25 protein-coding genes and 1 tRNA gene are annotated in these 24,923 nt (G+C 62.8%); 15 read left to right on the top strand and 11 right to left on the bottom strand.

Annotated features, from left to right (window positions below; translation table 11 throughout):
- Positions 1 to 67: 67 nt before the first annotated feature.
- From ACXAHG_RS03065 to ttcA, 6 genes are all read right to left on the bottom strand, one after another.
- Positions 68 to 433 (bottom strand): DUF2946 family protein, encoded by a 366-nt coding sequence (locus ACXAHG_RS03065; protein WP_475055799.1) that lies wholly within the window; start codon positions 431 to 433, stop codon positions 68 to 70.
- A gap of 5 nt (positions 434 to 438) precedes the next feature.
- Complete coding sequence (gene yihA, locus ACXAHG_RS03070) at positions 439 to 1,086, bottom strand: ribosome biogenesis GTP-binding protein YihA/YsxC (RefSeq protein WP_019298036.1); 648 nt, start codon at positions 1,084 to 1,086, stop codon at positions 439 to 441.
- Entirely contained in the window at positions 1,086 to 1,838 is a 753-nt protein-coding gene (locus ACXAHG_RS03075) for an MOSC domain-containing protein (protein WP_475040904.1), read from the bottom strand. The genes yihA and ACXAHG_RS03075 overlap by 1 nt, the downstream gene beginning before the upstream one ends.
- Complete coding sequence (yidC, locus tag ACXAHG_RS03080) at positions 1,838 to 3,643, bottom strand: membrane protein insertase YidC (protein WP_475055800.1); 1,806 nt, start codon at positions 3,641 to 3,643, stop codon at positions 1,838 to 1,840. The genes ACXAHG_RS03075 and yidC overlap by 1 nt, the downstream gene beginning before the upstream one ends.
- 133 nt (positions 3,644 to 3,776) lie before the next feature.
- Complete coding sequence (locus tag ACXAHG_RS03085) at positions 3,777 to 5,321, bottom strand: putative bifunctional diguanylate cyclase/phosphodiesterase (RefSeq protein ID WP_475055801.1); 1,545 nt, start codon at positions 5,319 to 5,321, stop codon at positions 3,777 to 3,779.
- Positions 5,322 to 5,387: 66 nt separating this feature from the next.
- A complete protein-coding gene (ttcA, locus tag ACXAHG_RS03090) occupies positions 5,388 to 6,275 on the bottom strand; it encodes a tRNA 2-thiocytidine(32) synthetase TtcA (RefSeq protein WP_475055803.1) in 888 nt (295 codons plus the stop codon).
- Between the two features lie 111 nt (positions 6,276 to 6,386).
- Here ttcA and ACXAHG_RS03095 point away from each other — a divergent pair, with 111 nt between their 5' ends.
- A complete protein-coding gene (locus ACXAHG_RS03095) occupies positions 6,387 to 6,923 on the top strand; it encodes a hypothetical protein (protein ID WP_475055804.1) in 537 nt (178 codons plus the stop codon).
- 2 nt (positions 6,924 to 6,925) lie between these two features.
- On the opposite strand, the gene yidD is transcribed toward ACXAHG_RS03095, so the two are convergent.
- Genes yidD through rpmH form a run of 3 tightly spaced genes read right to left on the bottom strand, consistent with a single transcriptional unit; the run spans position 6,926 to position 7,796 of the window.
- Positions 6,926 to 7,156 (bottom strand): membrane protein insertion efficiency factor YidD, encoded by a 231-nt coding sequence (gene yidD / locus ACXAHG_RS03100; protein ID WP_475055805.1) that lies wholly within the window; start codon positions 7,154 to 7,156, stop codon positions 6,926 to 6,928.
- Positions 7,157 to 7,212: 56 nt separating this feature from the next.
- Positions 7,213 to 7,638, bottom strand: a complete 426-nt coding sequence (gene rnpA, locus ACXAHG_RS03105) for a ribonuclease P protein component (protein WP_475055807.1) — start codon at positions 7,636 to 7,638, stop codon at positions 7,213 to 7,215.
- Between the two features lie 23 nt (positions 7,639 to 7,661).
- Positions 7,662 to 7,796, bottom strand: a complete 135-nt coding sequence (gene rpmH, locus ACXAHG_RS03110; protein WP_008554144.1) for a 50S ribosomal protein L34 — start codon at positions 7,794 to 7,796, stop codon at positions 7,662 to 7,664.
- A 329-nt stretch (positions 7,797 to 8,125) separates the two neighbouring features.
- Here rpmH and ACXAHG_RS03115 point away from each other — a divergent pair, with 329 nt between their 5' ends.
- The 4 genes from ACXAHG_RS03115 to ACXAHG_RS03130 all read left to right on the top strand — a co-directional run bounded on the left by ACXAHG_RS03115 (position 8,126) and on the right by ACXAHG_RS03130 (position 11,921).
- The gene (locus ACXAHG_RS03115; RefSeq protein WP_475055925.1) at positions 8,126 to 8,890 is read left to right on the top strand and encodes a TVP38/TMEM64 family protein; all 765 of its coding nucleotides are present in this window, start codon (positions 8,126 to 8,128) and stop codon (positions 8,888 to 8,890) included.
- 2 nt (positions 8,891 to 8,892) lie between these two features.
- Complete coding sequence (locus ACXAHG_RS03120) at positions 8,893 to 10,311, top strand: dihydrolipoyl dehydrogenase family protein (protein WP_475055808.1); 1,419 nt, start codon at positions 8,893 to 8,895, stop codon at positions 10,309 to 10,311.
- 15 nt (positions 10,312 to 10,326) lie between these two features.
- Positions 10,327 to 11,712 (top strand): sensor histidine kinase, encoded by a 1,386-nt coding sequence (locus ACXAHG_RS03125; protein ID WP_475055809.1) that lies wholly within the window; start codon positions 10,327 to 10,329, stop codon positions 11,710 to 11,712.
- Between the two features lie 132 nt (positions 11,713 to 11,844).
- A tRNA-Arg gene (locus ACXAHG_RS03130) sits at positions 11,845 to 11,921 on the top strand.
- Positions 11,922 to 12,150: 229 nt separating this feature from the next.
- On the opposite strand, the gene ACXAHG_RS03135 is transcribed toward ACXAHG_RS03130, so the two are convergent.
- Positions 12,151 to 13,029, bottom strand: a complete 879-nt coding sequence (locus ACXAHG_RS03135) for a LysR substrate-binding domain-containing protein (RefSeq protein ID WP_475055810.1) — start codon at positions 13,027 to 13,029, stop codon at positions 12,151 to 12,153.
- A 118-nt stretch (positions 13,030 to 13,147) separates the two neighbouring features.
- On the opposite strand from ACXAHG_RS03135, the gene ACXAHG_RS03140 reads away from it, so the two are divergent.
- Both ACXAHG_RS03140 and ACXAHG_RS03145 read left to right on the top strand, forming a co-directional pair.
- On the top strand, positions 13,148 to 13,897 hold the full coding sequence (locus ACXAHG_RS03140) for an SDR family oxidoreductase (RefSeq protein ID WP_475040919.1): 750 nt from the start codon (positions 13,148 to 13,150) through the stop codon (positions 13,895 to 13,897).
- 23 nt (positions 13,898 to 13,920) lie between these two features.
- Positions 13,921 to 14,319, top strand: a complete 399-nt coding sequence (locus ACXAHG_RS03145) for an ectoine synthase (RefSeq protein ID WP_475055811.1) — start codon at positions 13,921 to 13,923, stop codon at positions 14,317 to 14,319.
- 42 nt (positions 14,320 to 14,361) lie between these two features.
- On the opposite strand, the gene ACXAHG_RS03150 is transcribed toward ACXAHG_RS03145, so the two are convergent.
- On the bottom strand, positions 14,362 to 15,759 hold the full coding sequence (locus ACXAHG_RS03150; protein ID WP_475055812.1) for an aminotransferase-like domain-containing protein: 1,398 nt from the start codon (positions 15,757 to 15,759) through the stop codon (positions 14,362 to 14,364).
- Positions 15,760 to 15,788: 29 nt separating this feature from the next.
- Here ACXAHG_RS03150 and ACXAHG_RS03155 point away from each other — a divergent pair, with 29 nt between their 5' ends.
- From ACXAHG_RS03155 to ACXAHG_RS03190, 8 genes are all read left to right on the top strand, one after another.
- Positions 15,789 to 16,949, top strand: a complete 1,161-nt coding sequence (locus ACXAHG_RS03155; protein ID WP_475055813.1) for an MFS transporter — start codon at positions 15,789 to 15,791, stop codon at positions 16,947 to 16,949.
- A gap of 224 nt (positions 16,950 to 17,173) precedes the next feature.
- Positions 17,174 to 18,202 carry a GlxA family transcriptional regulator gene (locus ACXAHG_RS03160; protein WP_475040926.1) on the top strand — a complete coding sequence of 343 codons (1,029 nt, stop codon included), beginning with the start codon at positions 17,174 to 17,176 and terminating at the stop codon, positions 18,200 to 18,202.
- Between the two features lie 96 nt (positions 18,203 to 18,298).
- A complete protein-coding gene (locus tag ACXAHG_RS03165; RefSeq protein ID WP_475055815.1) occupies positions 18,299 to 19,438 on the top strand; it encodes an aromatic ring-hydroxylating oxygenase subunit alpha in 1,140 nt (379 codons plus the stop codon).
- Complete coding sequence (betC, locus tag ACXAHG_RS03170; protein WP_475055817.1) at positions 19,435 to 20,976, top strand: choline-sulfatase; 1,542 nt, start codon at positions 19,435 to 19,437, stop codon at positions 20,974 to 20,976. Before ACXAHG_RS03165 ends, betC begins: the two co-directional genes overlap by 4 nt.
- Complete coding sequence (locus ACXAHG_RS03175; protein ID WP_475040931.1) at positions 20,960 to 21,760, top strand: SDR family NAD(P)-dependent oxidoreductase; 801 nt, start codon at positions 20,960 to 20,962, stop codon at positions 21,758 to 21,760. Before betC ends, ACXAHG_RS03175 begins: the two co-directional genes overlap by 17 nt.
- A gap of 12 nt (positions 21,761 to 21,772) precedes the next feature.
- Entirely contained in the window at positions 21,773 to 23,191 is a 1,419-nt protein-coding gene (locus ACXAHG_RS03180) for an aminobutyraldehyde dehydrogenase (RefSeq protein WP_475055819.1), read from the top strand.
- Positions 23,191 to 23,931 (top strand): SDR family NAD(P)-dependent oxidoreductase, encoded by a 741-nt coding sequence (locus tag ACXAHG_RS03185; protein WP_475055821.1) that lies wholly within the window; start codon positions 23,191 to 23,193, stop codon positions 23,929 to 23,931. Before ACXAHG_RS03180 ends, ACXAHG_RS03185 begins: the two co-directional genes overlap by 1 nt.
- Positions 23,931 to 24,869 carry a 3-hydroxyacyl-CoA dehydrogenase NAD-binding domain-containing protein gene (locus tag ACXAHG_RS03190; RefSeq protein WP_475055822.1) on the top strand — a complete coding sequence of 313 codons (939 nt, stop codon included), beginning with the start codon at positions 23,931 to 23,933 and terminating at the stop codon, positions 24,867 to 24,869. The genes ACXAHG_RS03185 and ACXAHG_RS03190 overlap by 1 nt, the downstream gene beginning before the upstream one ends.
- Positions 24,870 to 24,923: the final 54 nt, after the last annotated feature.

Raw genomic sequence — 24,923 nt, forward strand, 5'->3', positions numbered from 1 at the left:
CTCTCCATATCGGAACAGGGCCGGTCGCGCAGGGGCGCCGGCGGAAATGTCAGTTTTGTTCAGAAAGTCAGGAGAGCGCGGGCGGGCCGCGGGCGTCATAGCGCCAGTGGAAACCGGCGGTGTGATGGGTGAAGGCCTCGCGCGACCAGCGGTCGCTGAGAGGTTCGTTCAGGTCGAGTTCAACAAGATTGTCCGGCAGCAGCGCCACCGCGCCAAGGGCCGCAAATGGACAGCTGCGGTCCTCCATCTGCTCCGCCGGCGCATGGGGTTCGCCGCTGTCCAGATCGACCCAGGTTTCCACCGGGCCGGTGCCTGTACAGATCACCAGAAGCACCTTGCCGTCCTGCGCCGAGGCCGGCATCCAGCCGGAAGGGATCAGCCCGGCCACGGCCAGGGCAATCACAACCAGCAGGGAGGGCAGGCGCCTGAGCACGTTTGTTACAGCCCGGCGATGATGGAGCGCAGGGTGGCGATGCCGTCGCCCTTCTCGGAGGAGGTCAGCACGATCTCAGGGTAAGCCGCCGGGTGTTTGGCCAGCGCGCCCTTCACCTGTTCCAGCACCTTGGCGCGGTCCTTTTCCTTGACCTTGTCGGCCTTGGTCATGACGCATTGGAAGGTAACGGCAGAGCTGTCCAGCAGTTTCATGATCTCGTCATCCACCGCCTTGACGCCATGGCGGCTGTCGATCAGCACAAAGGCGCGGCGCAGGTTCTGGCGGCCCGACAGATAGCGTTTCAGCAGTTTCTGCCATTGCTCCACCACCTTGAGCGGCGCGTTGGCATAGCCATAGCCGGGCAGGTCGACCAGATACAGCTCAGGCCCCTGGGTGAAGAAGTTGATCTCCTGTGTGCGGCCCGGTGTGTTGGAGGCGCGCGCGATGCCCTTGGTGCCGGTCAGCGCGTTGATCAGGCTCGACTTGCCAACGTTGGAACGGCCGGCAAAGCAGACCTCCACCCGGTCGGCGTCCGGCAGGCCGTTCATCGCCACCACGCCTTTCAGGAATTCGGTCTCACCCGCAAACAGCTTGCGGCCCTTCTCGGCGGAAATATCGTCCGGCGCTTCGGCCAGGGAAAATTGCATCTGCATCACAGCACCTTTACCGCGTCGCCCAGGCGGATATCACCGCCGCGCACCACCTCGGCATAGACCGAGAAATCCTGGTGGCCCCAATTCTCTTTCAGGGTCTTGAGCGTATCGGCGTCGCGTGCGCCGGTTTCGGGGTTGGCAGTGGTCGCCAGGCAGCGCACCACCCGCTCGCGCACCGCAAAAACGGCTTCGCCGATCTGCACCTCGCGGCCGAGCCACTCGTGTTCGGCCCAAGGATCACCCAGATCAAACCAGATATTGCTGCGCCAGCGCAGGGGTGACAGATCATGGCCGATAGCCTGTTCCACCGCCCGGTGCGAGGACCAGTTGGCCAGCGATACCGAGGGGAAATCGGTGTCGGTCATGCCGCGGCCAGGCACCCGGATGATCCGGGCAGAGGCGGCGCGGTCTGCAGGTGTCAGCGGCTTTTCCCAATCGAGGAACCGCTGCAAGTCGTCAGGGTTTTCCGGATCAAACGTCAGATCGGGCTGCGCCGGGTGGCTCAGCGTCAGCCGGCCGCTGGCATCGTCCAGCCGGGCGTTGATCGCCATCAGCGCGGGCGCCTTTGAGCCGCGGGTGAAATTCTGGCAGGGCGCCCATGCGGAGCCATCCGCCCGGGAGGCCTCATGCGCGACCGCCCAAACGCGATCGCCGGGCATGGTCTGCCCGGCGGTCAGGGTTACATTTTCCAGCGCCTCACGCCCGTGCGATTTGAGCGGGTGGCGCCAGATATCTGTAACTTGGTGCGTCATCAGCTGTCAGCCTTGGGCTTTTTCTTGAAGCTCGACTTGATGTTGCCGAACACGTCCGGCGTGTAGCCGTGGCTGCGCATGATCAGATACTGCTGAGTGAAGGTGATCGTGTTGTTGGCGATCCAGTAGACCACCAGGCCGGAGGCAAAGCCGCCAAGCATGAACATGAACACCCAAGGCATCCAGGCAAAGATCATTTGCTGGGTCGGGTCGGTGGGCGCCGGGTTCAGCTTTTGCTGCAGCCACATGGAAATACCCAGCAGGATCGGCAGGATGCCGATGAAGACCAGCGCCAGGATGCTCTCGGGCGCGGGCGCCGCAAAGGGCAGCAGGCCGAAGAGGTTCATGATCGAGGTCGGATCCGGCGCGCTGAGGTCCTGGAAGGGGCCGAAGAACGGTGCGTGGCGCAGCTCCAGGGTGACGAAGATCACCTTGTAGAGCGAGAAGAAGATCGGGATCTGGATCAGGATCGGCAGACAGCCCGCGGCGGGGTTCACCTTCTCCTTTTTATACAGCTCCATCATCTCCTTTTGCATCTTCTGGCGGTCGTCGCCGACGCGTTCCTTGAGCTTCTCCATCTCCGGCTGAAGCTCTTTCATCTTCGCCATGGAGGCGTAGGATTTATAGGCCAGCGGGAACACCAGGATCTTGATCACCACGGTGAGGCCGATGATCGCCCAGCCCATGTTGCCGATCAGAACGTTGAGATTGTGCAAGAGCCAGAACATCGGCTTGGTCAGGAAGAAGAACCAGCCCCAGTCGATCACGTCCAGGAAGCCCTCGATGCCTGCCTTCTCGTAGCCGCGGATGGCGTCCCATTCCTTGGCGCCGGCAAACAGCATGGTGGTAGCGTCGCTGCCCTCGCCATTGGCCAGGGTCACGGTCGGCAGAACGATGTCGGTCTGGTAGATCTCGCGGCGTTCGTCGAATTTGGCGATGGAGCGGAAGCCCTGGCCGGGTTCGGGCACCAGGGTCGACATCCAGTAGTGGTCGGTGAAGCCGATCCAGCCGTTCGCCTCGACCTGCTTGATGCTGGACTTGGAACCGTCGCGCGGATCGGGCTCAAAGTCGGCCATGTCGTCATAGTCAGTCTCGGCCAGTTCGCCGTCGGTCATGCCGACCAGGCCCTCGTGCAGGATGAAGAAGTTCTTCAGCCCCTCGGGCTGGCCGTGACGGGCCAGGGTGCCATAGGGCGCCAGCGACACGGTGCCCGCGCTTTCGTTCATCACGCTTTGGACGATCCGGAACATATAGTCCTCGTCGATCGAAACCGTGCGGAAGAAGGTCAGGCCCTTGCCGTTGTCCCAGGACAGGGTGACGGGGGTGTCCGGGGTCAGGGTCCCGCCTTCGTGCAGCGACCACAGGGTGTTGGCGCCGGGCACGTCCTCCAGCGCCAGGCCTGCACCCGGGGCCCAGCCGTAGAGCGCGTAATAGGCGCCGGCTTCGCCCACCGGTTTCAGCAGTTTGACGATCGGGGAATCTTCGTCCAGCGTCTCGCGGTAGTCCTTCAGCGACAGATCGTCGATCCGGCCGCCTTGCAGCGAGATGCTGCCGGTGACGCGGGGCGTGTCGATGGCGACGCGCGGCGCATCCGGGGCGGCGGCCTGTTCGGCTGCGGTGTCTGCCACCGCATCGGCGCCGGCGGCGCTGGGCGCGGCGGCGGTGTTGCCGCCCGGGGCGGTTTCAGTGACCGCGGTCTCCGGCGCCTGTTCCGGTTCCGGCGGCGGGAAGAAGGTATACCACCCGAGGATCACCAGAAAGCTGAGTACGGTTGCGAGAATAAGATTTTTGTTCTGATCGTCCATTGGGGACTGCCACCTCGTGTAGGGAAGGACAGGAGGGGTTCAACAGAGGTGGACCGCAAAGGTCAAGCAGAATCAGGCCGCGCCGGGGCGGCAGAGCGTCCCGGCGCGGCAGAAATTCAAGGGAATTGAGTGATCAGGGGGTCTGGCGGCCAATCACCGGCGCATCCTGCAGCTTGGCCTCATGGGCGGTGATCCAGTCCAGCGTCTGGTCAAAGGGCATCGGGCGGCCGATGCCGAAGCCCTGCACATGGCCGCAGCCCAATTGCGCCAGCAGCGCGTGTTCGCCCGCGGTTTCCACGCCCTCGGCCAGGGTTTCCAGCTCCAGCCGCTCGGCCATGGTCAGGATGGCAGAAATGAGCTTCTGCTGTTCCGGGTCCTGATCCGCCTTCATTACAAAGGAGCGGTCGATCTTGATGCGGGCGATGTTGAAGCGGCGCACGGCAGCAATGGAAGCATGGCCGGTGCCGAAATCATCCAGGTCGATCTGGCAGCCCAGCTCGCTGAGGGCGAGGATGTTGCGGGTGACCACATCGTCGGGCTGATCGGTCATCACGGTTTCCAGAATCTCCACGCAGAGGCGCTCCGGCGGCAGGTCAAAGCGTTCCAGCTCCCATTTGATGCGCCCGGCCAGCCCGGGGTTGCGCAGCTCCTGGGTGGCAAAGTTGACGCCGACCTGGGGCACATCCACGCCCGCGGCATCCCAGGCTTTGACCGCGACCAGGGCGTTATAAAGCATGACCTGGCTCAGCCGGTCCATCAGCCCGGCCTCTTCCAGCGCGGGCAGGAAGGTGGAGGGGGGGATCAGACCCTGAACGGGATGCGACCAGCGCGCCAGCGCCTCGAACCCGGAGACGCGGCCGGTGTCGGTGCAGATCTGCGGCTGGAACCAGGCCTGGATCTGGCCGGTTTCCAGCGCTGCCGCTGCTTCCTCGCGCAGGTTGGAGCGTGCATTGCCGCGGCCGGACATGTCTGCCGAATAGGCACGGATGCCGCCGGGGCCGTTGCTTTGCGCCTCTGCCAGGGCAGAGAGCGCGGCACCGGTCCATTCAGAGCAGCTGCTGCCCGGTGCCCGGTTGCGCTGGCAGAAGCCGATCGACGTCGTCATATAGATGGTGGTGCCGTCGAGCGGCACCGGTTCTTCGGCCGCGGCCTGCATGCGGCCGGCCAGCTGAATGCACAATTCAAGATCCAGCTGCAGGGTCGGTGCCAGGCAGACGGCAAACCGGCTGTCGCCGATCCGGGCGAGCGTATCGCTTTGGCGCAGGGCAGAGGCGATCTGCGCACCGCAATGCTGCATGATCCGGTCGCCGGCCTCCTGCCCGTGGCGGTCGGCCATTTCCTTGTAGTCGTCCAGCTCCAGGATAAAGACGGCAGAGCGCAGGTCGGTGTCGATGCAATCGCTAAAGACGCGGGCGGCTTCTTTTTCGAACCCGTCGCGCAGCATCATGCCGGTCACGCTGTCGCGCGGCAGCCCGCCGCCGCCCAGCTTGCTGAAACCGCCGGCCGCAGCCAGCAGCACCGGCAGGCCGAGCGCCACCGAGAGCAGAGCCGTTTCACCGCCAAGCCAATAGGTTGCCAGGGTCAAGGCAGGCAGAAAGGCAAGCACCGGAGGCCCGAAAAGTGCCGGGGCAAGCGATTGCCGGAGCCGTGCCAGGAGACCTGAACCCGTATTTGTCATTCTCAGACCCTTTGTCTGCAGCCAGTCGTTCGGGCCTGAGACTAAGGCGCTGTTCTAACCCGGGGGTTAACGCAGCCTGGGAATTCCGGGGATTTCGGGCTCAATATCGGTATTCTTCAGTTCCAAACCCGCGAAATCGAACAGTTTCGGGTCCAGAAGATGCGAAGGCCGCGCATTCATCAGCGCCCGGAACATCACCTGGCGGCGGCCGGGCGAATTTGATTCCCACTGGTCCAGGATCTGTTTCACCTGCTGGCGCTGCAGCCCGTCCTGGCTGCCGCAAAGATCGCAGGGAATGATTGGATAGTTCATGGAACGGGCGAATTTCTCGCAGTCGGCTTCTGCCACATGGGCGAGGGGGCGGAACACAAAGAGGTCGCCTTCCTCATTGACCAGCTTGGGCGGCATGGTGGCCAGGCGGCCGCCCTGGAAGAGGTTCATGAAGAAGGTTTCCAGGATGTCGTCGCGGTGATGGCCCAGCACCACCGCCGAGCAGCCCTCCTCACGCGCGATGCGGTAGAGGTTGCCGCGGCGCAGGCGCGAACACAACGCACAATATGTACGCCCCTGCGGCACTTTGTCGACCACAATGCTGTAGGTGTCCTGGTATTCGATCCGGTGCGGCACGCCCATCTTTTCCAGGAACTCCGGCAGCACGGTGGCCGGAAATCCGGGCTGGCCCTGATCGAGGTTGCAGGCCAGCAGATCCACCGGCAGCAGGCCGCGCCACTTCAGCTCATAGAGCACTGCCAGCAGGGTATAGCTGTCCTTGCCGCCTGACAGGCAGACCAGCCATTTCGGCGTGCTGCCGTCTTCGCGGCGCTCGACCATGCCGTATTGTTCGATCGCCTCGCGCGCGTAACGCACGATGCGTTTCCTGAGCTTCTTGAACTCAGTGGTCGCGGGGGCGCCGGCAAACAGCGGATGGATTTCGTCCAGATCATCATCAAGCATGGCCGCGCCCTAGCCGAGGCTGCGCGTTTTGCCAAGGAAAAAAGCTGTGCGGCACTGTGGGGCGGGGGCTAAGCTTGCACGGTAAGGCGATTTGATCAGTGAGGGTATTTGATGAGCGAGGAAAGCAAGGAGGCGCGGATCGTCCGCAAGGCCGTGGGCGAGGCGGAGACCGGCCTGAAAGGCCTGGAGAAAGAGCTGCGCGGCGTGGTCAAGCAGTTCGAGAAGGGCGCAATGACGCCCGCCAAGGGCAAGGCCGCGGCGCAGAAGGTCACCGCTTTCATGAAAAAGCAGGCGCAGGTCACCAAGCTGCAGAACGCGCCGTTCTTCGGTGAGCTGCCCGTGGATGTGCAGGACGGGGTGACCTGGCTCGACAGTGTGGTGAATGAGCTGAACAACGTGCTGGGGCGGCTGGCCGGCGCGCTGAAGCTGATGCAGAAGAAGCCGGACAAGGATTACGGCATCCTGGTCAAGGCGTCACGCGAGCTGGAGAGCTATATCAGCCAGCCGCCCAAGGGCGTGGGCACCCTGCTGAAGGCGGCCAAGGCGGGCAAGGCGGCGGGCGATCCGATGATGGCCTTCCTGCCGTTCATCATCCTGATGTGGATGATCGTCGACACCATCGTGCGCGGGCTGAACCGGAAGAAGTGAGTTTAGTCTTTCCTGTCCGGCACCGGGTCATAGCCGTCACCGCCCAAGGGGTGGCAGCGCCCGATGCGGCGGATGGTGAGCCAGGCGCCTTTGATGGCGCCGTGCTTCTCCAGCGCTTCCAAGGCATAAGCCGAGCAGGTGGGCTGGTAGCGGCAGTTGAAGCCGACCCAGGGGCTGAACAGCAGCCGGTAGGCGCGCACGGGCAGGGCAAAGATATGAGCCAGCGGGGTCATGGCGGATAGATAGGAGCGGGGCGGCCAGGTGGCAATGCGGCCAAAGAGCCAGCCGGTTATTGGCTGTGGATCTTTTTTAGCGCGTAGATCAGGTCGCGCTTCAGCTCTTCGAACGGGCGTTGGTCCGTTTCCACGGCGCGGCCGATCAGCACGTAGTCCCAGCCGGGGCGGCCGTGGATGGGCAGAATCATCCGTGCGGCCTCGCGCAGGCGGCGCTTGGCGCGGTTGCGGGCCACCGCGTTGCCGACTTTCTTGGAGCAGGTAAAGCCCATGCGGATGCCGCCGTCGTCGCGGCGGTTCCGGCCCTGCACCATCATGCCCTTTGTGCCCTGCTTGCGGGCAGGCGGGCGGGCGCAGGCGAGGAAATCACGGCGCTTGGCCATGACCTCGATCTTTTGCGCGGGTGATGCGCAAACGGACACCGCCGGAGGCGTGTCCCCTCGGGCAGCGTTGCCGTCCTTGGGGGCCTCCGGCGGTGTCATGTCCGTCAGAACGGGAACTGAGCTTATGCGCTCAGTTCTTTGCGGCCGCGTGCGCGGCGTGCGTTCAGGATCTTGCGGCCTGCCTTGGTGGCCATGCGCGCACGGAAGCCGTGGCGGCGTTTGCGAACCAGGTTCGAAGGCTGATAGGTGCGTTTCATCGCTCCGGTCTCCACATTTTATCTTCGGGTGCGCGGAATCGCCCGCCCGGGGTCTATCTCGAAGCCCGGTCTTTAGGAGGGAATGGCAGGTAAGTCAAACCCTGCGGGGCGGGTTTTCGGGGAGATATGCAACATTTCTGCCAAAAACCGCACCGGCACGGCCTCCGGGCAGGGGGGATGTAACATCCGGGCAGTGATTCTGCCACAAAGCTCACGAATCCGGGGGCAGGTGATCAAGCGGGCGTGAGCAGGGCTGCCGTGCCCTCGCATGCGGGCCATTTAACACGTAGCAACAAAAGGCACCTATTAGAGACGGACATATGACCGATATGAGCGAGACCCCGAAAACCGATTCCCAGCCCAGTACAGATCCGGCGGCCAAGCCGGGACTGGCCCGCCATCTGCCGCTGATTGCCGTGGTGGCGGTGGCGCTGATCGGGGCAGTGACGCTGAAGGACTACCTGACCTTTGACACGCTGCGCGACAACCGCGAGGCGCTGATGGCGTTCCGTGACCAGAACTACGCGGGGCTCGCGGCGCTGTTCATCGGCATTTATATCGTGATCGTGGTGTTCTCGCTGCCGGGTGCCGCGGTGGCCTCGGTCACCGGCGGGTTCCTGTTCGGGCTGGTTACCGGGACCGCCTTCAACGTGATTTCGGCGACCATTGGGGCGGCAGGGATTTTTCTGGCCGCGCGCTGGGGGCTGGGGGCGACGCTGACCGCCAAGATGGAATCGGCCGAGGGCCGGGTGCAGATGCTGAAACAGGCGCTGCGGCAGAACGAGATCGAGGTGCTGCTGCTGCTGCGGCTGGTGCCGGCGGTGCCGTTCTTTGTTGCCAACCTGCTGCCTGCGCTGGTTGGGGTAAAGTTCCGCAACTTCCTGTGGACCACCGCGGTGGGCATCATTCCGGGCGCTATCGTCTTTACCTGGATCGGGGTTGGTCTGGGCGAAGTCTTTGACCGCGGCGAAAGCCCGGACCTGAGCCTGTTGTGGGAGCCGCATGTGATCGGGCCGATCCTGGGCCTGTGCGTGCTGGCGGCGATGCCGATTATCGTGAAATCCATCCGCGGCAAGAAGAACGAGGACGTCTGAACATGAGCAGCATTGAATGTGATCTCCTGGTTATCGGCGCCGGGTCCGGAGGGCTGTCGGTGGCAGCCGGGGCCAGCCAGATGGGCGCTGATGTGGTTCTGCTGGAGGGCCACAAGATGGGCGGCGACTGCCTGAACTACGGCTGTGTGCCCTCCAAGGCGCTGCTGGCCAGCGGCAAGGCGGCGCATGTGCAGGCGCAGGCACAAGCCTTTGGCGTGGCGGATCAGCTGCCGCAGGCGGACTATGCCGCGGCCAAGGACCATGTGCAGGCAGTGATTGATACCATTGCACCGGTGGACAGCCAGGAGCGGTTTGAAGGTTTTGGCGTGCGGGTGATCCGCGAGTTCGGGCATTTTGTGTCGCCTACTGAGGTCGAGGCCGGCCCGCACCGCATCAAGGCGCGGCGGGTGGTGATTGCCACCGGCTCCTCGCCGCTGGTGCCGCCGGTCCCGGGGTTGGACACCGTACCTTATGAAACCAACGAAACCCTGTTTGAGCTGCGCGAAAAGCCGGAGCATCTGCTGATCATCGGCGGCGGGCCGATCGGCATGGAGATGGCGCAGGCGCATGTGCGCTTGGGCAGCAAGGTCACCGTGATCGAGGGCCTCAAGGCGCTGGGCAAGGATGATCCTGAGGCGGCGGCCGTTGTGCTGGACAATCTGCGGGCCGAGGGCGTGGAGATCGTCGAGGGCGCCATGGTGTCCCGCGTCGGCGGCCAGGCTGGGGCCATCGAGGTCGAGACCAAGGACGGCAGTACCTTTAAGGGCAGCCACCTGCTGATGGCGGTGGGGCGCAAGGCCAATATGGAGCGCTTGAACCTGGCGGCCGCCGGGATTGAGACCCAGGGCAATGGCATCAAGGTGGATGAGAGCCTGCTGACCACTAACAGGAAAGTATACGCCATCGGCGATGTCGCGGGCGGGCTGCAGTTCACCCATGTGGCGGGCTATCACGCGGGCATCATCATCCGCTCCGCCCTGTTCGGCCTGCCGTCTAAGGCCAGGACCAGCCATATCCCCTGGGCCACCTATACCGACCCGGAACTGGCGCAGGTGGGGCTGACCGAGGCACAGGCGCGCGATATCTACGGCGTCAAGCTGGAGGTGGCGCGGTTCGATTACCACCACAACGACCGCGCCATTGCCGAGCGCAAGACCAAGGGGTTCATCAAGGTGATGGTGTTCAAGGGCCGTCCGGTCGGCGTTACCATCGCGGGCCATCAGGCAGGCGAGCTGATCGGTTTGTGGTCGATGGCCATCGCCAACAACCTGAAAATGAGCCAGGTGGCGGCGATGGTTGCGCCTTACCCCAGTATCAGCGAAGTTAACAAACGGGCGGCGGGGGCCTATTTTTCCCCGCGATTGTTTGAGAGTAGCTTTGTGAAACGCGCAGTGCGCTTTGTTCAGCGCTGGATTTCTTGAGGCAAAGGCGGCGGAATGCTCAACACGCTTTCGGGCAGATTCCTGATCCTGACCACGGTCTTCGTGATGCTGGCCGAGGTTTTGATCTTCGTGCCGTCGATTGCGCGGTTCCGCGAGGATTACCTGTCTGACCGGCTGCAGCGGGCGCAGATCGCCTCCTTGGCGCTTTTGGCCGACGACATGCTGGAGACAGAGCTGGAAGCGGAGCTTCTGGAGAACGCGGGCGTCTACAACGTGGTGCTGCGCCGCGATGAAATCCGCCAGCTGATGCTGGCCTCGCCCATTCCGCAGCAGATCGGAGCGACCTATGATCTGCGCATGGCAGGTGCCATGACGCTGATCAAGGATGCGGTGATGCGGCTGTCGCGGCCGGAAAACGAGATTATCCGGGTGATCGGCGCACCGGTGCGCGATGCCGGTCTGCTGATCGAGGTCACGATGGAAACTGCGCCCTTGCGGGCGGCGATGATAGACTACGGGGTGCGGATCCTGATTCTGTCGGCGGTGATCTCTGTGTTCACTGCCTTGCTGCTGTTTGTGGCGGTGCGGATTGTGCTGGTGAAGCCGATCAAGGGTGTGGTCGGCTATATGCAGCGCTATGCGGCCGCGCCGGAGGATGCGCGCGGTATCATCCACCCCAGTTCCGGCGTGGTGGAGCTGCGCGAGGCGGAAGAGGCGCTGATGCAGCTGCAGACCGAGCTCACCCATGCGCTGAAGCAGCGCGAGCGGCTGGCGCAGCTGGGCGGCGCCGTGGCCAAGGTGAGCCACGATCTGCGCAACATCCTGACCTCGGCGCAGCTGTTCACTGACCGTATCGAGATGAGCGAAGACCCTCTGGTGCGGCGCCTGGCGCCGAAGCTGGTGAATTCGATCACCCGTGCGGTGTCCCTGTGCGAAGGCACGCTGGCCTTTGGGCGGGCAGAGGAGCCGTCGCCCACCTTTGCGGTGGTCTGCCTGCATGAAGTCGCGGCGGATATAGCCGAGAGCGAGCTGCTGGCCGCGGACAGCGCCCTGGTGGAGATCGTCAACGCCGTGCCCAAGCCGATGATGCTGCGCGCCGATCCGGAACAGCTGTTCCGCATCGTGATGAACCTGGTGCGCAATGCCCGGCAAGCGATTGCAGGCACCGGCCAGCCGGGCCGCATTACCATCAGCGCCCAGGAAGAAGACGCGGCCTGGTGGATCACCGTGGCCGACACCGGCCCCGGCCTGCCGAAAAAGGCACAGGACAATCTGTTCACACCGTTCCAGGGCGGGGCGCGCAAGGGCGGCACCGGGCTGGGGCTGGCGATTGCCGGCGAGCTGGCCCGCGGCCATGGCGGCTCAGTGTCGCTGAAGGAAACCAGCGCCGAAGGCACGGTGTTCGAGATCTGCCTGCCAAAAGGCGACGGCACCCTGTGACGGACGCCCGCGGCCTGCAGGCGGGAATGCGGCAGGCGGGAAAATAACGGACTGGAATATGACAGGCGGGTGAAACTATTTTTGTTTTTGGGGTTGCACCCGCGCAGTGCTAAGATTAAACCCCGCCGCAGTGGACCGATAGCTCAGCTGGATAGAGTACTTGACTACGAATCAAGGGGTCGGGGGTTCGAATCCTCCTCGGTCCGCCACTTCCCAAATTGCCGGATATTAAGCAGAACTGACCTTTTCGTCAGATTGCTGGTCCGGCTGCTACTTCCGGCCTCCGGCGCCTCTGCCGCCGGACGTCCGGTACATCCATGGTGCCATACTCCGGCCGCCGCCTGTAACAGGCCGCATCGCCCAACTCCCGGGGTATCCCTGCCATGCAATGCGGCTGCGTGTGTGGCCGCAGTGGCGAATGCCGGCGGCGCCACGACCTCAGAGAGCCATGAGCCAGTTTTTGAAATGCCTGACTGCAGCGCGTTCCTGATCGCCGGCGCGGCAGACAAAATAAAGTCCCCGGTCCAGCGCGACACTGGTGTCATCAAGGCGGACCAGCCGGCCATTCTCCAGATCCCGCGCAGCCAGCAGATGCCTTGCCAGCGCCACGCCCTGACCATCAATTGCGGCCTCCAGCAAAACAGCGCTATCCACGTATTTGATATTCTGTGCGATGATCTGACCGCCGCGAATCCCGGCCTGTTCGGCCCAGATCTCCCACCCGGCGTTGAAGGCATCATGCAGCAGTGGAAGACGCGCAATCTGCTCTGCGCGCATCGGCAGATCAGCAGTATCCACTATAGATGGCGAGGCAACAGCAATCAGTTCCTCCCGCTGGATCAGCTCGTGGTGCAGCCCATCCCAGCCGGGTTCCCCGAATCGAAGGGCCACATCAACCTCCGCTGCATCGAAGTCGGCAAAGGCATCATTGGTATCCAGCAGCAGGGCGATGCCAGGATGCTTCTTCTGAAACGACGCCAGCAATGGCACCAGCCATTTGAGCGCCAGCGAGGTCGAAAGGGACACTGTGATCGACTGGCGGGGGGTCATCCGCTTGACGTCCCGGACCCCCAGCAGCAGCGCCGAGAACGCCCCGCGGGTTGATTGGTGCAAACGCTCGCCAGCATTCGTCAGTTCGACGCCATTGGGACGGCGGTGAAACAGGCTGACCCCAAGGTGCTGTTCCAGCAGTTTGATCTGGCGGCTGATTGCCCCATGGGTGACGTTCAGGGCATCTGCGGCCTTGCTCAGGCTGGAATGCGTCGCCGTCTCATCAAAGGCTTGCAGGGCGCGCAGGTGTCTCAGGGTCTTGGCCATGTGAGAAAACCTAACATCAAGCTGCATTAAACTCGATAGGTTTCCTTGGATGCAGCGGGTTACATTGAGGAATGATTAAAAAACCTCACACCAGATTGCCACATGGAAGGAGACGGCCATGTCCGGATTGAAAGTCGCCTTAATGACGGGAACCGGCCAGGGAATTGGCCGGGGCTGTGCCGTCGAAATGGCCAAAGCAGGCTACAAGGTCTCTCTGATGTCTCCGTCGGAGCGTTCGATCGAACTGGCAAAAGAGCTGGGGGGCATCGGCCGCCGCGGCTCGGTGCTTGAGGCTGATGATCTGCAAGCAATGATCGACGCCACAATGAGCAAATATGGGCGCATTGACGCGATTGTCAGCAATATGGGGCATGGCGGCACGGTGCCTGAGGCCATCAAGACAGTGGGCTTTGACGCAGATTTTGACGGGCCGCTTTTGGAGCTTAGCGACGAATTATGGCACGAAAGCCTGGACATGTATGTGCTGAATGTCGTCAAGATCGCCCGCATCGTGACACCCATCCTGATCGAACAGGGGGGCGGCGCCTTCGTGAACATCTCGTCCATGAACACCATTGAACCCCGTGCCCCCTATCCGATGAGCATGCTGCGCGGGGCATTGCACAGCTTTTCAAAGCTCTACGGGGATCGCTATGCCCGCTATAACATCCGCATGAACAATCTGCTGCCAGGGTTTTGCGAGAACGTGAACCTGTCTGAACGGGCACGCCGGGAAATCCCTGCGCAGCGGCCGGCAACATTTGAGGAGATCGGCCAGGCCTGTGTGTTCCTGGCCAGTGATGGCGCGCGCTATATCAACGGTCAGAGTATCCTGTCAGACGGTGGCATGAACCGTGCTGTTCGTTAGGGTCCTGACACTAGGAGCAAATCATGATCGTTAGAAGCCTCAAGAAGATCCTTGGCACTGAACGGGACGTTGCCGGCCCGGGCTGGAACAGCAGAAGACTGCTGCTTGCCTCCGACGGGATGGGGTTTTCGCTGACGGACACCATCATCAAACAGGGCGCAGTGCTTGAGCTTGAGTACACCAATCATCTGGAGGCCTGTTATTGCATCGAAGGCACGGGCCGGATCCGCCGGTCTGACGAACAGATGTGGAGCACATTGGAACCGTTTACGCTTTACGCCCTGGAGCAGCACGACCGCCACGTGGTGGAAGCGCTGGATGCGGACCTGCGGCTTGTTTGCGTCTTCAATCCGCCGCTGAGCGGCCGGGAAATACACAGGGAAGACGGAAGCTACGCGCCAGCCGGGGCTTGCAATACCTAGGCCGACAGTATCAGAGGGACGGTGAGGTCCTGCCAAGGCTCTTCAATGCGCGGGGGGCAGGGTACTCAGCTCATTGCGGATCTTCTCCAAGCTGAATCTCAATTCCTGTTCGGAGACACCGCCAAAGGCAAGGCGAATTGCTTGCGGCACCGCTTCGGTGATCGCATATGGCTCAGCTGAGGAGACTGCAATCCCCTGCTCGGACAAACGGGCAATTACGGGTTCTGCGCGTTTTCCTGTCTGCAGGGGCAGCCAAGTGAAACTTGCATTGGGATGCGCGCACATCGGAAACGCGCCGAGGATTTCCTGGCAAAGCCCTTGGACTTGCACACCCAGGGCGCGCCGCCCGGCTTCTAATTCCTGAACTGTTCCGTCCTCAATCCAATGTGTAACGAGTGCGGAAATCAAAGCGGGTGTGTTCCATGTGGTCGCCCGGATCACCCTGGAGGCCGCGCTGGTGAAGCGTTCGGGAACCGCAATGTAGCCGATACGCAGCCCCGTTGCGATATTCTTGGAGAAGCTGCCAACATAGACAGTCTGCTCTGGCAACAGGTCCACAAACCGGGGAGGCGGGTTGTTTTCAAGAAAGGCATACGCGCTGTCTTCAATCAGGATCAGATCGTGCCGCCGTGCCACATCGCAAATTGCCAGCCGGATGTCTTCGGGCATAACAGAACCCAACGGATTATGCACCGTCGGCATCAAGTAGAGCGCTTTGAGTTTCCGCTCCCGGCATAGTTTTTCGAGCTCGCCTGGGTTCATGAAGCCCTGACAGCCGGGCACGGCAACCAGTGAAATTCCATGCAGCCCTGCAACCGAAGCGAAACCAGGATATGTCAGGCCGTCCGTGCCGACGGCATCGCCGGTTTGCAGCAAGCCAAGAACGGCGATGGCCAGACTATGCTGGCCGCCTGACGTCAGGAATACGCGTTGCGGGTCCATCTGATCGGGCGCGGATGACAAGTAGCCGGCCGCAATTTTGCGTTCATGCGGCCGTCCTCCATGCGGCTGGTAGCGCAGCATGGCTTCCAGATCGCCGGAGGCCGCAAGCCGCTTCAAGCCGGATCGCAGGATTTCCGCGTCGCCGGCGCCGCCTGGGATGTTGAAAACCAGGTCTATCAGTCCGTCATTGCCGCCCTGCTCCAGCCCGAGTGTCAGTTGTAATGCCGGGTCGCGCACAAACATCCCCCGGCCGGCCTCTCCCAGGATCAAGCCTTGCCGCTTCAGCTCAGTATAGGCGCGGGTGGCTGTTGCGAGGGCGACACCGTGCTCTTCGGCAAAGGTCCGGTGGGTTGGCAGCCGGGTGCCCGGCGGGAGGTCGCCGTCTTTGATACGTTCCCCGATCAGCGCCGCCAGGTCTGTGTATTTCATCATAAGCGAAATGCCGCCGTCCTTAGTACAATAAAAGAATTGTACTGTTGCTGGCGCTGTGTCAACCAAAAGTAAGTTTGAATGGCGTGGGTACACTTATGGCGAAAATTCTTCCCTGCTCACTACTCGCTGCGGCACTGTTCACAGTGACCTTTGCCGTCAATCTTCAAGCCCCGCTGTACAGCGTATACGCTGCTGAAAGCGGTGTTGGCGCAACGGCGGTGACCTTTGCCTTTGCCGCCTATGCCGCTGGATTGATGCCAGCCCTGATGCTGCTGGGCGGCCTGTCCGACCGCATCGGGCGCCGGGTTCCGATTGCGATTGCGCTGCTGCTCGGGTTTGCGGCGACCGTGTTTCTTGTCCTGTCGCCAAGCTGGACGGTGCTGGTTACAGCCCGCTTCATGCTGGGTGCCGGAACCGGTTTAGCCACCACCGCGGGCACCGCCTATATGACCGAGGTCCTGGGGGAAGCCAAAGCCCGGCAAGCGGCTTTGTATGTCACCTCTGCAACCTCGCTTGGGTTTGGCGGCGGCGCCCTGGCAACGGGTATCAGCCTGGGCCTGCAGGGCCCCAGCATCATGCCGGCAAGCTTCCTGGTGCTGTTTGCCTTGGCGCCGGTTCTGGCAGGTTGCGCGCTGTTTTTACCCCGGGTGGATGTGCGTAAACCAGTGTCGATGCTGCGGCTGCCTGTCTTTCCGCCGCGGACCTGGCCTTTTGGCGTCGCACTTGCACTCGCCTGGTCCACCACAGGGATGACAATCGCCGTTGTTCCGTTGCAATTGGAGGCGCAGGGTTTTGGTGCCTATACGGGATTGGTCATATTCCTGGCGATCTTCGTTGGCTTTCTGTGCCAGCCGCTTGCCCGCCGGCTGAGCAGCGCCAGGGCTCTGCTTGCCGGGTATGTTCTGGTGCCTCTGGGCTTTCTGACGGTGCTGGGCGGAGTTTGGGCACAATCCATCATTCTGGTTCTTGCCGGAACCGGCCTGACCAGTTCCGCCAGCTACGGGTTCGTTTATCTCTCCGGGCTGTCGGAATTCTCCGTGCGGGCACCTGACAACCGGGCCCGTGCAACTGCTGGCCTGTTTGTCTACGCCTATGCCGGGTTCTCCCTTCCGGTCATCGCCAGCGGTGCGCTTGCCGATACGTTCGGTCTGTTGCCCGCTATGGGAGCCTTCTTCCTTGTCCTGCTGGCCGTGACGGCCTTGTCTGTCGCCGTCTGGCTGGTTCGCGCACCGTATAGTGAGGCAGAGCCCGCCTGATCAGATCTTTTGCAGGCCGCAAGGCTGGAACTATAGAAACCCTGCCGGTACCGCGGGGATCCTCGAAATTCCGCAGGGCGTGGGCGGCATTTGCTTCGGCCGGTTTTTGTAACAGCTTTCGCGGCAGCGCTCATGGCTGCAATCGGGGAAGGCTGGCGTTTTCGCGGCGGGGGTGGTTTTCTGGCCTTGTGCCCGAGCTTCCCGTAATCCGCTGCACTGAGGCCATGCTGAAGAGAAACGAAACCACTGAAATCCTGGTCCTGGTCACGCCGCATTTCAACCTGGCTGCGACAATGGCGTTCCTGGATCCGTTCCGGGCCGCAAACTACTTGGCCGGGAGGCAGCTGTTCCAATGGCATATTGCGAGCGAAGCCGGCGCGCTGTGCCGGGCCAGCAATGGGCTGGAACTTGCCGTCAGCGCGCTGGACACGCTGAAGCAGCTGCAACCGGATATTGTTGTTGTGTCCAGCAGCTGGACCCCCGAAGCCTTCACCGGCGAGCGCTTGCTGTCTGCAATACGGAAGTACGCCCGGGCGGGTATTTATGTGGCCGGGATCGATACAGCCGCCTTTATCCTGGCCCAGGCCGGCCTGCTGCGGGGACGGCGCGCGACGGTTCATTACGAGCATATCGACGCCTTTGCGGAAAAGTACCCGCACACCGAAGTCAGCGAAGATGTATTTGTTCATGAGGGCAGAACCGGAACCTGCTGCGGCGGGGCTGCGGCGGGCGAGTTTGCCTTGTTTCTGCTGCACGGGATTGTTGGTGATGCGCTGACAAACGACTGCGCGAAATACCTGTTTTACCGCAATCTGCGGGGGCTGGGCGCGCATCAGACAGACGATCAGCTGGAACCCTTGGGGAATACGGCGCCGCCCAAAGTCCGGGAAGCGATAGCCATTATGGAGCGCCACCTGGAGACGCTGATCAGCATTCCCGAATTGTGCAGGCTGGCCGGGGTGTCGCAGCGCCAGCTGAACCGGCTGTTCCAGGAATATGTGCGGACAAGCCCGCAACTGTACTACCGTGACATCCGGCTGGACCGCTCGCGCGGGCTGGTCACCCAGACGGAGCTGCCGATCTCCGAGATTGCCCAGGCTTGCGGCTTTCCAAGCCATGTGCATTTTGCCCGCGCCTATAAGCAGCGGTTCGGGCTGCCGCCGCGGCGGGACCGGATCGAAGGGCGGGTGCCTTTTGAATTCCGGGCCTGGCCCATGTACCGGCCGTTGGCAGCCCTGCAGAATGGCGAATAAAGTTCAATTGGTGGCTGCCTGGGTGCTGTAGGGGGATCGGCTTTTCGCGGATCATGTCTTTGACGACCTTAACAGGCAGGCAAAGGAGTGTTCAGCGTGACAGACCTACCGACCAAGGCCCAGTTCGCTAACATCGCAGAAGGATATTCCGCGGATGCGGGCAATTCGCAATCGCTGAAGGCGGATGCCTATGTTCAGCGCGAGTGGTTTGCCGCCGATCAGCGTGAAATCATTGCCAAGTCCTGGCAATGGGTCTGCCACGTGGAGAAGCTGCGCGACCCGGGTTCCTACGTCACCGTTGATATTGCGGGCCAGCCAGTGGTGGTGGTCCGGGACCGCGAGGGGGTGCTGCGCGCCTTTTACAACGTCTGCAAGCACCGCGCCCATGAGCTGCTGAAAGGCGAGGGCAGCACCACCCGCATCATGTGCCCCTATCATGCCTGGGTCTACAAGCTGGACGGCCAGCTGGTGCGGGCGCCGGAAACCGAGCATCTGGAGAATTTCAGCACCGGCGATATCTGCCTGGATCAGGTGCAGGCAGAGGAGTTTGCGGGGTTTGTCTATGTCAACCTGGATCCAGCTGCCGCGCCGCTGAGAGAACAGTCCGGCAATCTGGAAACCGAAATCCGCCATTGGGCGCCGGACATCGACCAGCTGACCTTCGGCCACCGTCTGACCTATGACATCAAGTCGAACTGGAAGAACGTCGTCGACAACTTCCTGGAATGCTACCACTGCCCGACCGCGCACAAGGATTTCTGCGATCTGGTGGATATGGACACCTACAAGGTTACCACGCATGGGATCTACTCCAGCCATATGGCGGATGCCGGTAAGGGCGCAAATTCGGCCTATGACGTGTCCAACGCCACCGTGCGCACCCATGCGGTCTGGTGGCTGTGGCCGACCACTTGCCTGATGCGTTATCCGGGGCGGTCCAGCATGATTGTCCTGAACATCATCCCGGTGGGGCCGGACCGGACGCTGGAAACCTATGATTTCTTCCTGGAAACGCCGGAGCCTGACGCGGGCGAGCTGGATGCTATCCGCTATTTGGATGAGGTGCTGCAGGTCGAGGACATCAATCTGGTGGAAAGCGTGCAGCGCGGCATGAACACGCCAGCCTTTACCCAGGGGCGCATCGTCAACGACCCCACAGGGTCGGGCAAGTCCGAGCATGCGGTGCACCATTTTCACGGGCTGGTGCTGGAGGCCTACGCCGGGGCCGCGGGATGACCCAGTCCAATATCGTCGTCATCATGGCCGACCAGCTGGCGCCGCATTGGACCCGCGCCTATGGCCACCCGGTGGCGAAGACCCCGCATATTGATGCGCTGGCGGCGCGCGGCATGCGGTTTGATGCGGCCTATTGCAACTCGCCGCTGTGTGCGCCTTCGCGGTTTGCCTTCATGTCCGGGCAGCTGATCAGCCGCATTGCCGCCTATGACAACGCCAGCGAATTCCGCGCCTCGGTGCCGACCTTTGCCCACTACCTGAAAGCACTGGGATACCGCACCTGCCTGTCCGGCAAGATGCATTTTGTCGGCCCGGACCAGAAACACGGCTTTCAGGACCGGGTGACCACAGACATCTATCCGGCGGATTTTGCCTGGACCCCGGACTGGGAGGCCCCGGATGAGCGGATCGGCAAGTGGTATCACAACATGGAAACGGTCAAGGAAAGCGGTGTCGCGGTTGCCACCTACCAGACCGACTACGACGACGAGGCCGGATTTGCCGCGCGCCGCTGGCTGATTGACCGGGGCCGCGCGCGGGCCGCCGGGGAGGAGGCGCCGTTTTGCCTGGTGGCGAGCTTTATCCACCCGCACGACCCCTATGTCGCTAAACCGGAGTGGTGGGATCTTTACGAAGGCGAAGAGATCCCGATGCCCGAATATGTGCCAAGCCTGGAGGCGCAAGATCCGTTTTCGCGGCGTGTCCTGGACGGGATTGAAGCCAGTGTCGTCCCATTGAGCGACGAAGAGCTGCGCCGCGCCCGCCGCGCCTATCTGGCCAATGTCAGCTATTTCGACAGCAAGGTTGGTGAAATCGTCAAAGCTGTCGACGAAATCGGTGCGCGTGAGGACACGATCATCATCGTCACCGCCGACCACGGCGACATGCTGGGGGAGCGCGGGCTGTGGTACAAGATGAACTTCTTTGAGCATTCCGCCCGGGTGCCGCTGGTGATGGCGGGGCCGGGCATTCAGCAGGGCAGGGCCGCAAATGCCTGTTCGCTGATCGACCTGCTGCCAACCTTTGTCGATATCGCGGGCGGCGATGCGGCGGTGCTGGGGGAACCGGTGGATGGCCGCTCGCTGCTGCCGCTGGCCCGCGGAGAGGCGGATCCGGTGGATGAAGCGATTGGCGAATACTGCGCCGAGATGACGCCTTATCCGGTCTTCATGATCCGGCGCGGGAGCCTCAAGTACATCCATTGCGACGCCGATCCGCCGCAGCTGTATGATCTGGCCCGGGACCCTTTGGAGACCAGGAACGTGGCACGCGATCCGGCCTATGCGAAGGCCGCTGCGGGTTTTGCGGCAGAGACCCGCAGACGCTGGGACAGCGAGGAACTGCGCCGCAACATCATTGCCACCCAGAAATCCCGCCGCGTCCTGCATGCCGCCATGGAAGCGGGGGCCGGGGAGCATTGGGATTACAATCCGCCCTCAGATGCCGGCCAGCAGTATGTGCGCAACCACATGGACTGGACCGTGGCTGCTGAGCACTACCGTTTGAACCCGGGGAACACAGATGACAGGAAAACTTGACGGCAAGACCGCATTGGTCACGGGCGGGCGCGGCGGCATTGGCCGCGCCATTGTTGCGCGGTTCCTGCGCGAAGGCGCGCGGGTTTATGCGGCCGATCTGACCCCGCAAGGATCGTTAGCGGCGCATGACGAGGACGGCAGCATCTTCGTCAAGCTGGATGTCACCCAAGAGGCTGATGCCATCGCCGCGATGGAACAGGTGAAATCAGAATCCGGAAGGCTGGACATTCTGGTCAACGCCGCCGGGATCGAGATTGAAAGGACCATCGAGGACACCACGCTGGAGGAGTGGAACCGCAGCTTTGCGGTGAACTGCACCGGCACTTTCCTGGCGTCGAAATACGCGCTGCCATTGCTGCGCGCGGCGGCCAAATCGGGCAGCAGCGCCAGCATCATCAACTTCGGCTCCTATGACGGGTTCATCGCCGATCCCGGTCTTGCCGCTTATTGCGCCACCAAGGGCGCGGTGCATGCGCTGACCCGGGCGATGGCCTGCGACCATGGCCCCGAGGGCATCCGCGTCAACGCCATCTGTCCCGGCTATATCGACACGCCGATGCTGCAAAGCTTCTTTACTGGCGATGGCTCTGGCGGCGGCGGCAAGACCATCGGTCAGCTGCAGCAGGCGGTGCGCGATGTGCATCCGATGCGCACCTATGGCACGCCGGAGGATATCGCCAACCTGGTCAACTGGCTGGCCTCAGAGGAGGCGCGCTATGCCTCGGGCCAGCTGTGGGTGCTGGATGGCGGGCTGTCGGCGCAAGTGCAGCAGATGAAGCTCTGAAGGGGAGAGACCATGCAGACAAAGATGCTGATCAACGGTGAATTGGTTTCCGGGGGCGGAGCGGCGCTGCCAGTCACCGATCCGGCCACGGGGGCTGAGATCACCCAGGTGCCTGAAGCCAGCCCGGAACAGGTGGAGGCCGCAGTGCGGACTTCCGAGGAGGCATTTGGCAGTTTTTCCCGCAGCACCCCGGCGGAGCGGTCTGCACTGCTGCTGGCGATTGCCGGCTGCCTGGAAGCGCATCAGGAGGAACTGGCGGAGCTGGAAAGCCTGAATGCCGGCAAGCCCTGGCCTTCTGCCCGCGATGATGAGATGCCGCTGACCATTGACACCTTCCGCTTCTTTGCCGGCGCGGCGCGCACTATGACCGGCTCCGCCGCGGGGGAATATGCGGCAGGCCACACCAGCATGATCCGCCGCGATCCGGTGGGGCCGGTGGCGGCCATTGCACCCTGGAACTATCCGCTGATGATGGCCGCCTGGAAACTGGCGGCGCCGATCGCGGCGGGCTGCACCGTGGTGCTGAAGCCCTCTGAGCTGACGCCTTTGTCGACGCTGCGTCTGGCGGAGCTGTTGAACGGGATCCTGCCGAAGGGCGTGCTGAACGTGATCCACGGCACCGGGTCGGGTATCGGCGATCAGCTGATCAACAGCCCGCAGATGGAGGCCATCACCGTCACCGGCAGCCCGGCCACCGGCATGGCGGCGATGCGCGCGGCAGGCAATCAGATCCGCCATGTGCATCTGGAGCTGGGCGGCAAGGCCCCGGTGATCGTCTTTGACGATGCTGATATCGAGGCGGTTGCCGAAACCATCCGCTACGGCAGTTTCTTCAATGCAGGCCAGGACTGCGCCCAGCCTTGCAGGGTGCTGGCGCAGGAGGGTGTCTACGGCAAGCTGGTCGCGGCGATTGAGGCGCAGGTCAGCCAGATCCGGACTGGTGCGCAAAAGGCTGAGGGCACGGAGATGGGGCCGGTCATCTCAGCCGCTCAGCGAGACCGGGTGGCGGGGTTCGTCGACCGCGCCCAGGCCGCTTGCGAGGTTGTGGCGGGCGGTTCCGCAGGGGAGGGGAAAGGCTTTTTCTACAGCCCGACGGTGCTGGCCAATGTCGGCAACGATGCTGAGGCCGCAACCAGCGAGATCTTTGGGCCAGTCGTGTCTGTCTCCCGCTTTGGCGAGGCTGAAGACGCCCTGCGTATTGCCAACAGCGGCCGCTACGGGCTGGCGTCGTCGGTCTGGACCGCCAATGTCGGGCGCGCGATGGAGATGACCAGCCGCCTGCGCTATGGCTTTACCTGGGTCAACACCCACGGCGTTGCCACTCCGGAGATGCCCTGGGCGGCAATGAAAGGGTCCGGCACCGGCTGCGACATGAGCGTCTATGCGCTGGATGCGTACACTTCGGTCCGGCATGTGATGGTGGCGCACTGATGCGGCTTGCAGGGAAAAGAGCGCTGATTACCGGCGGACGCCAGGGAATTGGCCGAGGCATTGCCGACGCCTTCCTGAACGAAGGCGCAACTGTCACCACCTGCGGCCGCGGGGATCGGCCTGAAGGACTGCCTGAGGCTGTCACCTGGCATAGTGTGGATGTTGCCGATGTTCAGCAGGTGGCAGAGCTGGCGCAGGCAGCCGGCACCATAGATGTTCTGGTCAACAACGCTGGCGTCCAGGTCGAGAAAACCGTTGCGGACAGCACCGATGCCGATTGGGACCTGGTCGTGGGGGTGAACTGCCGCGGGGTATTCAATGTGTGCCGGGCGTTCCTTCCGGTCATGTCCAAGGGGGCGTCGATCATCAATATCGGCTCCATCTCGGGCAACACCGCGGACCCCTCCATGGCGCTTTACAATGCATCCAAGGCTTTTGTGCATGGGCTGACGCGCTCCATCGCGGTGGATCACGGGCCTGATGTGCGCTGCAATGCGATCTGCCCGGGCTGGATTGAAACCGGCATGCTGGAGGCAGGTTTTGCCCTGTCAGATGATCCGCAGGCGGCGCGGGCGGACGCGCTGGCCCGCCATGCAACCCGCCGGTTCGGCCAGCCTGCCGACATTGCCGCCATGGCCGTCTGGCTGGCCTCTGACGAGGCGGGTTTCGCCACCGGGCAGCTGTTCACAATCGACGGCGGCATGACCGCCGCGTCGCCAATCAACACAGGGCTGTTCTGATGCCGGAAATCTCACATACCGCGGTTCTGGGCGCAGGCACCATCGGGGCCAGCTGGGCCGCCCTGTTCCTGGCTTCTGGCCGGTCCGTTACCGTTTACGACCCGGCCGAAGGTGCCGAGGCTGCCGTGCGGGCCTATATTGCTCAAGCCTGGGAAACTATGAGCGAACTGGGTCTGACAGCACGGGGCAATCCGGACCGGGTCAGCTTTGTGCGGTCCGCGCGCGAGGCCGTTGAAGGCGCGGGCTTTGTCCAGGAAAACGTCCCGGAGCGCCTGCCAGTCAAACACGCTGTTTTCGCCGAGATCGAACCCGCGATCGCACCTGGCGCCATTGTCGCCAGCTCCGCCTCCGGCCTGACGCTTGGCCAGATGCAGGCAGGCTGGCGCAAGCCGGACCGCTTCATCCTTGGCCACCCGTTCAATCCGCCGCATCTGATCCCCTTGGTGGAAGTGATGGGAAACGGTTTGACCGGTGCGGATGCGGTGCCGGCAGCCGAACAGTTTTACGCGGACATTGGCAAGATCACCATCCGCGTGAACAAGGAAGTTCCCGGCCATGTTGCCAACCGGCTTCAGGCCGCAGTCTGGCGCGAGGCGATCCATCTGGTGCAATCCGGCGTGGCCAGCGTTGGAGATATCGACAAGGCCATGTCCGCAGGCCCGGGGCTGCGCTGGGCGGCAATGGGGCCGACAACGCTGTTCAGTCTTGGTGCCGGATCAGGCGGACTGCCTGCTTTCTGCGATCACTTTGCCGGCACCTTCAATGGCTGGTGGGAGGACTTGGGGACGCCGCAACTTACCCCCGAAGTGGCAGACATGCTGGCGGAGGGGCTGGCCGAAGCGTATGGCGGCATGTCAGTCGACAGGCTGGCGGCGCTGCGCGACCGGAGAATCGTCCAGCTGCAGGCAGCTTTGGCCACGGTCAAAGAGGAGCCGTAAGCCGCCAGAGACAGTATGAGGCGTGGAGCGCGGCCCGCGGTTTGCCACGTAGCC

The organism is Leisingera sp. ABD4_442 (assembly GCF_056160905.1).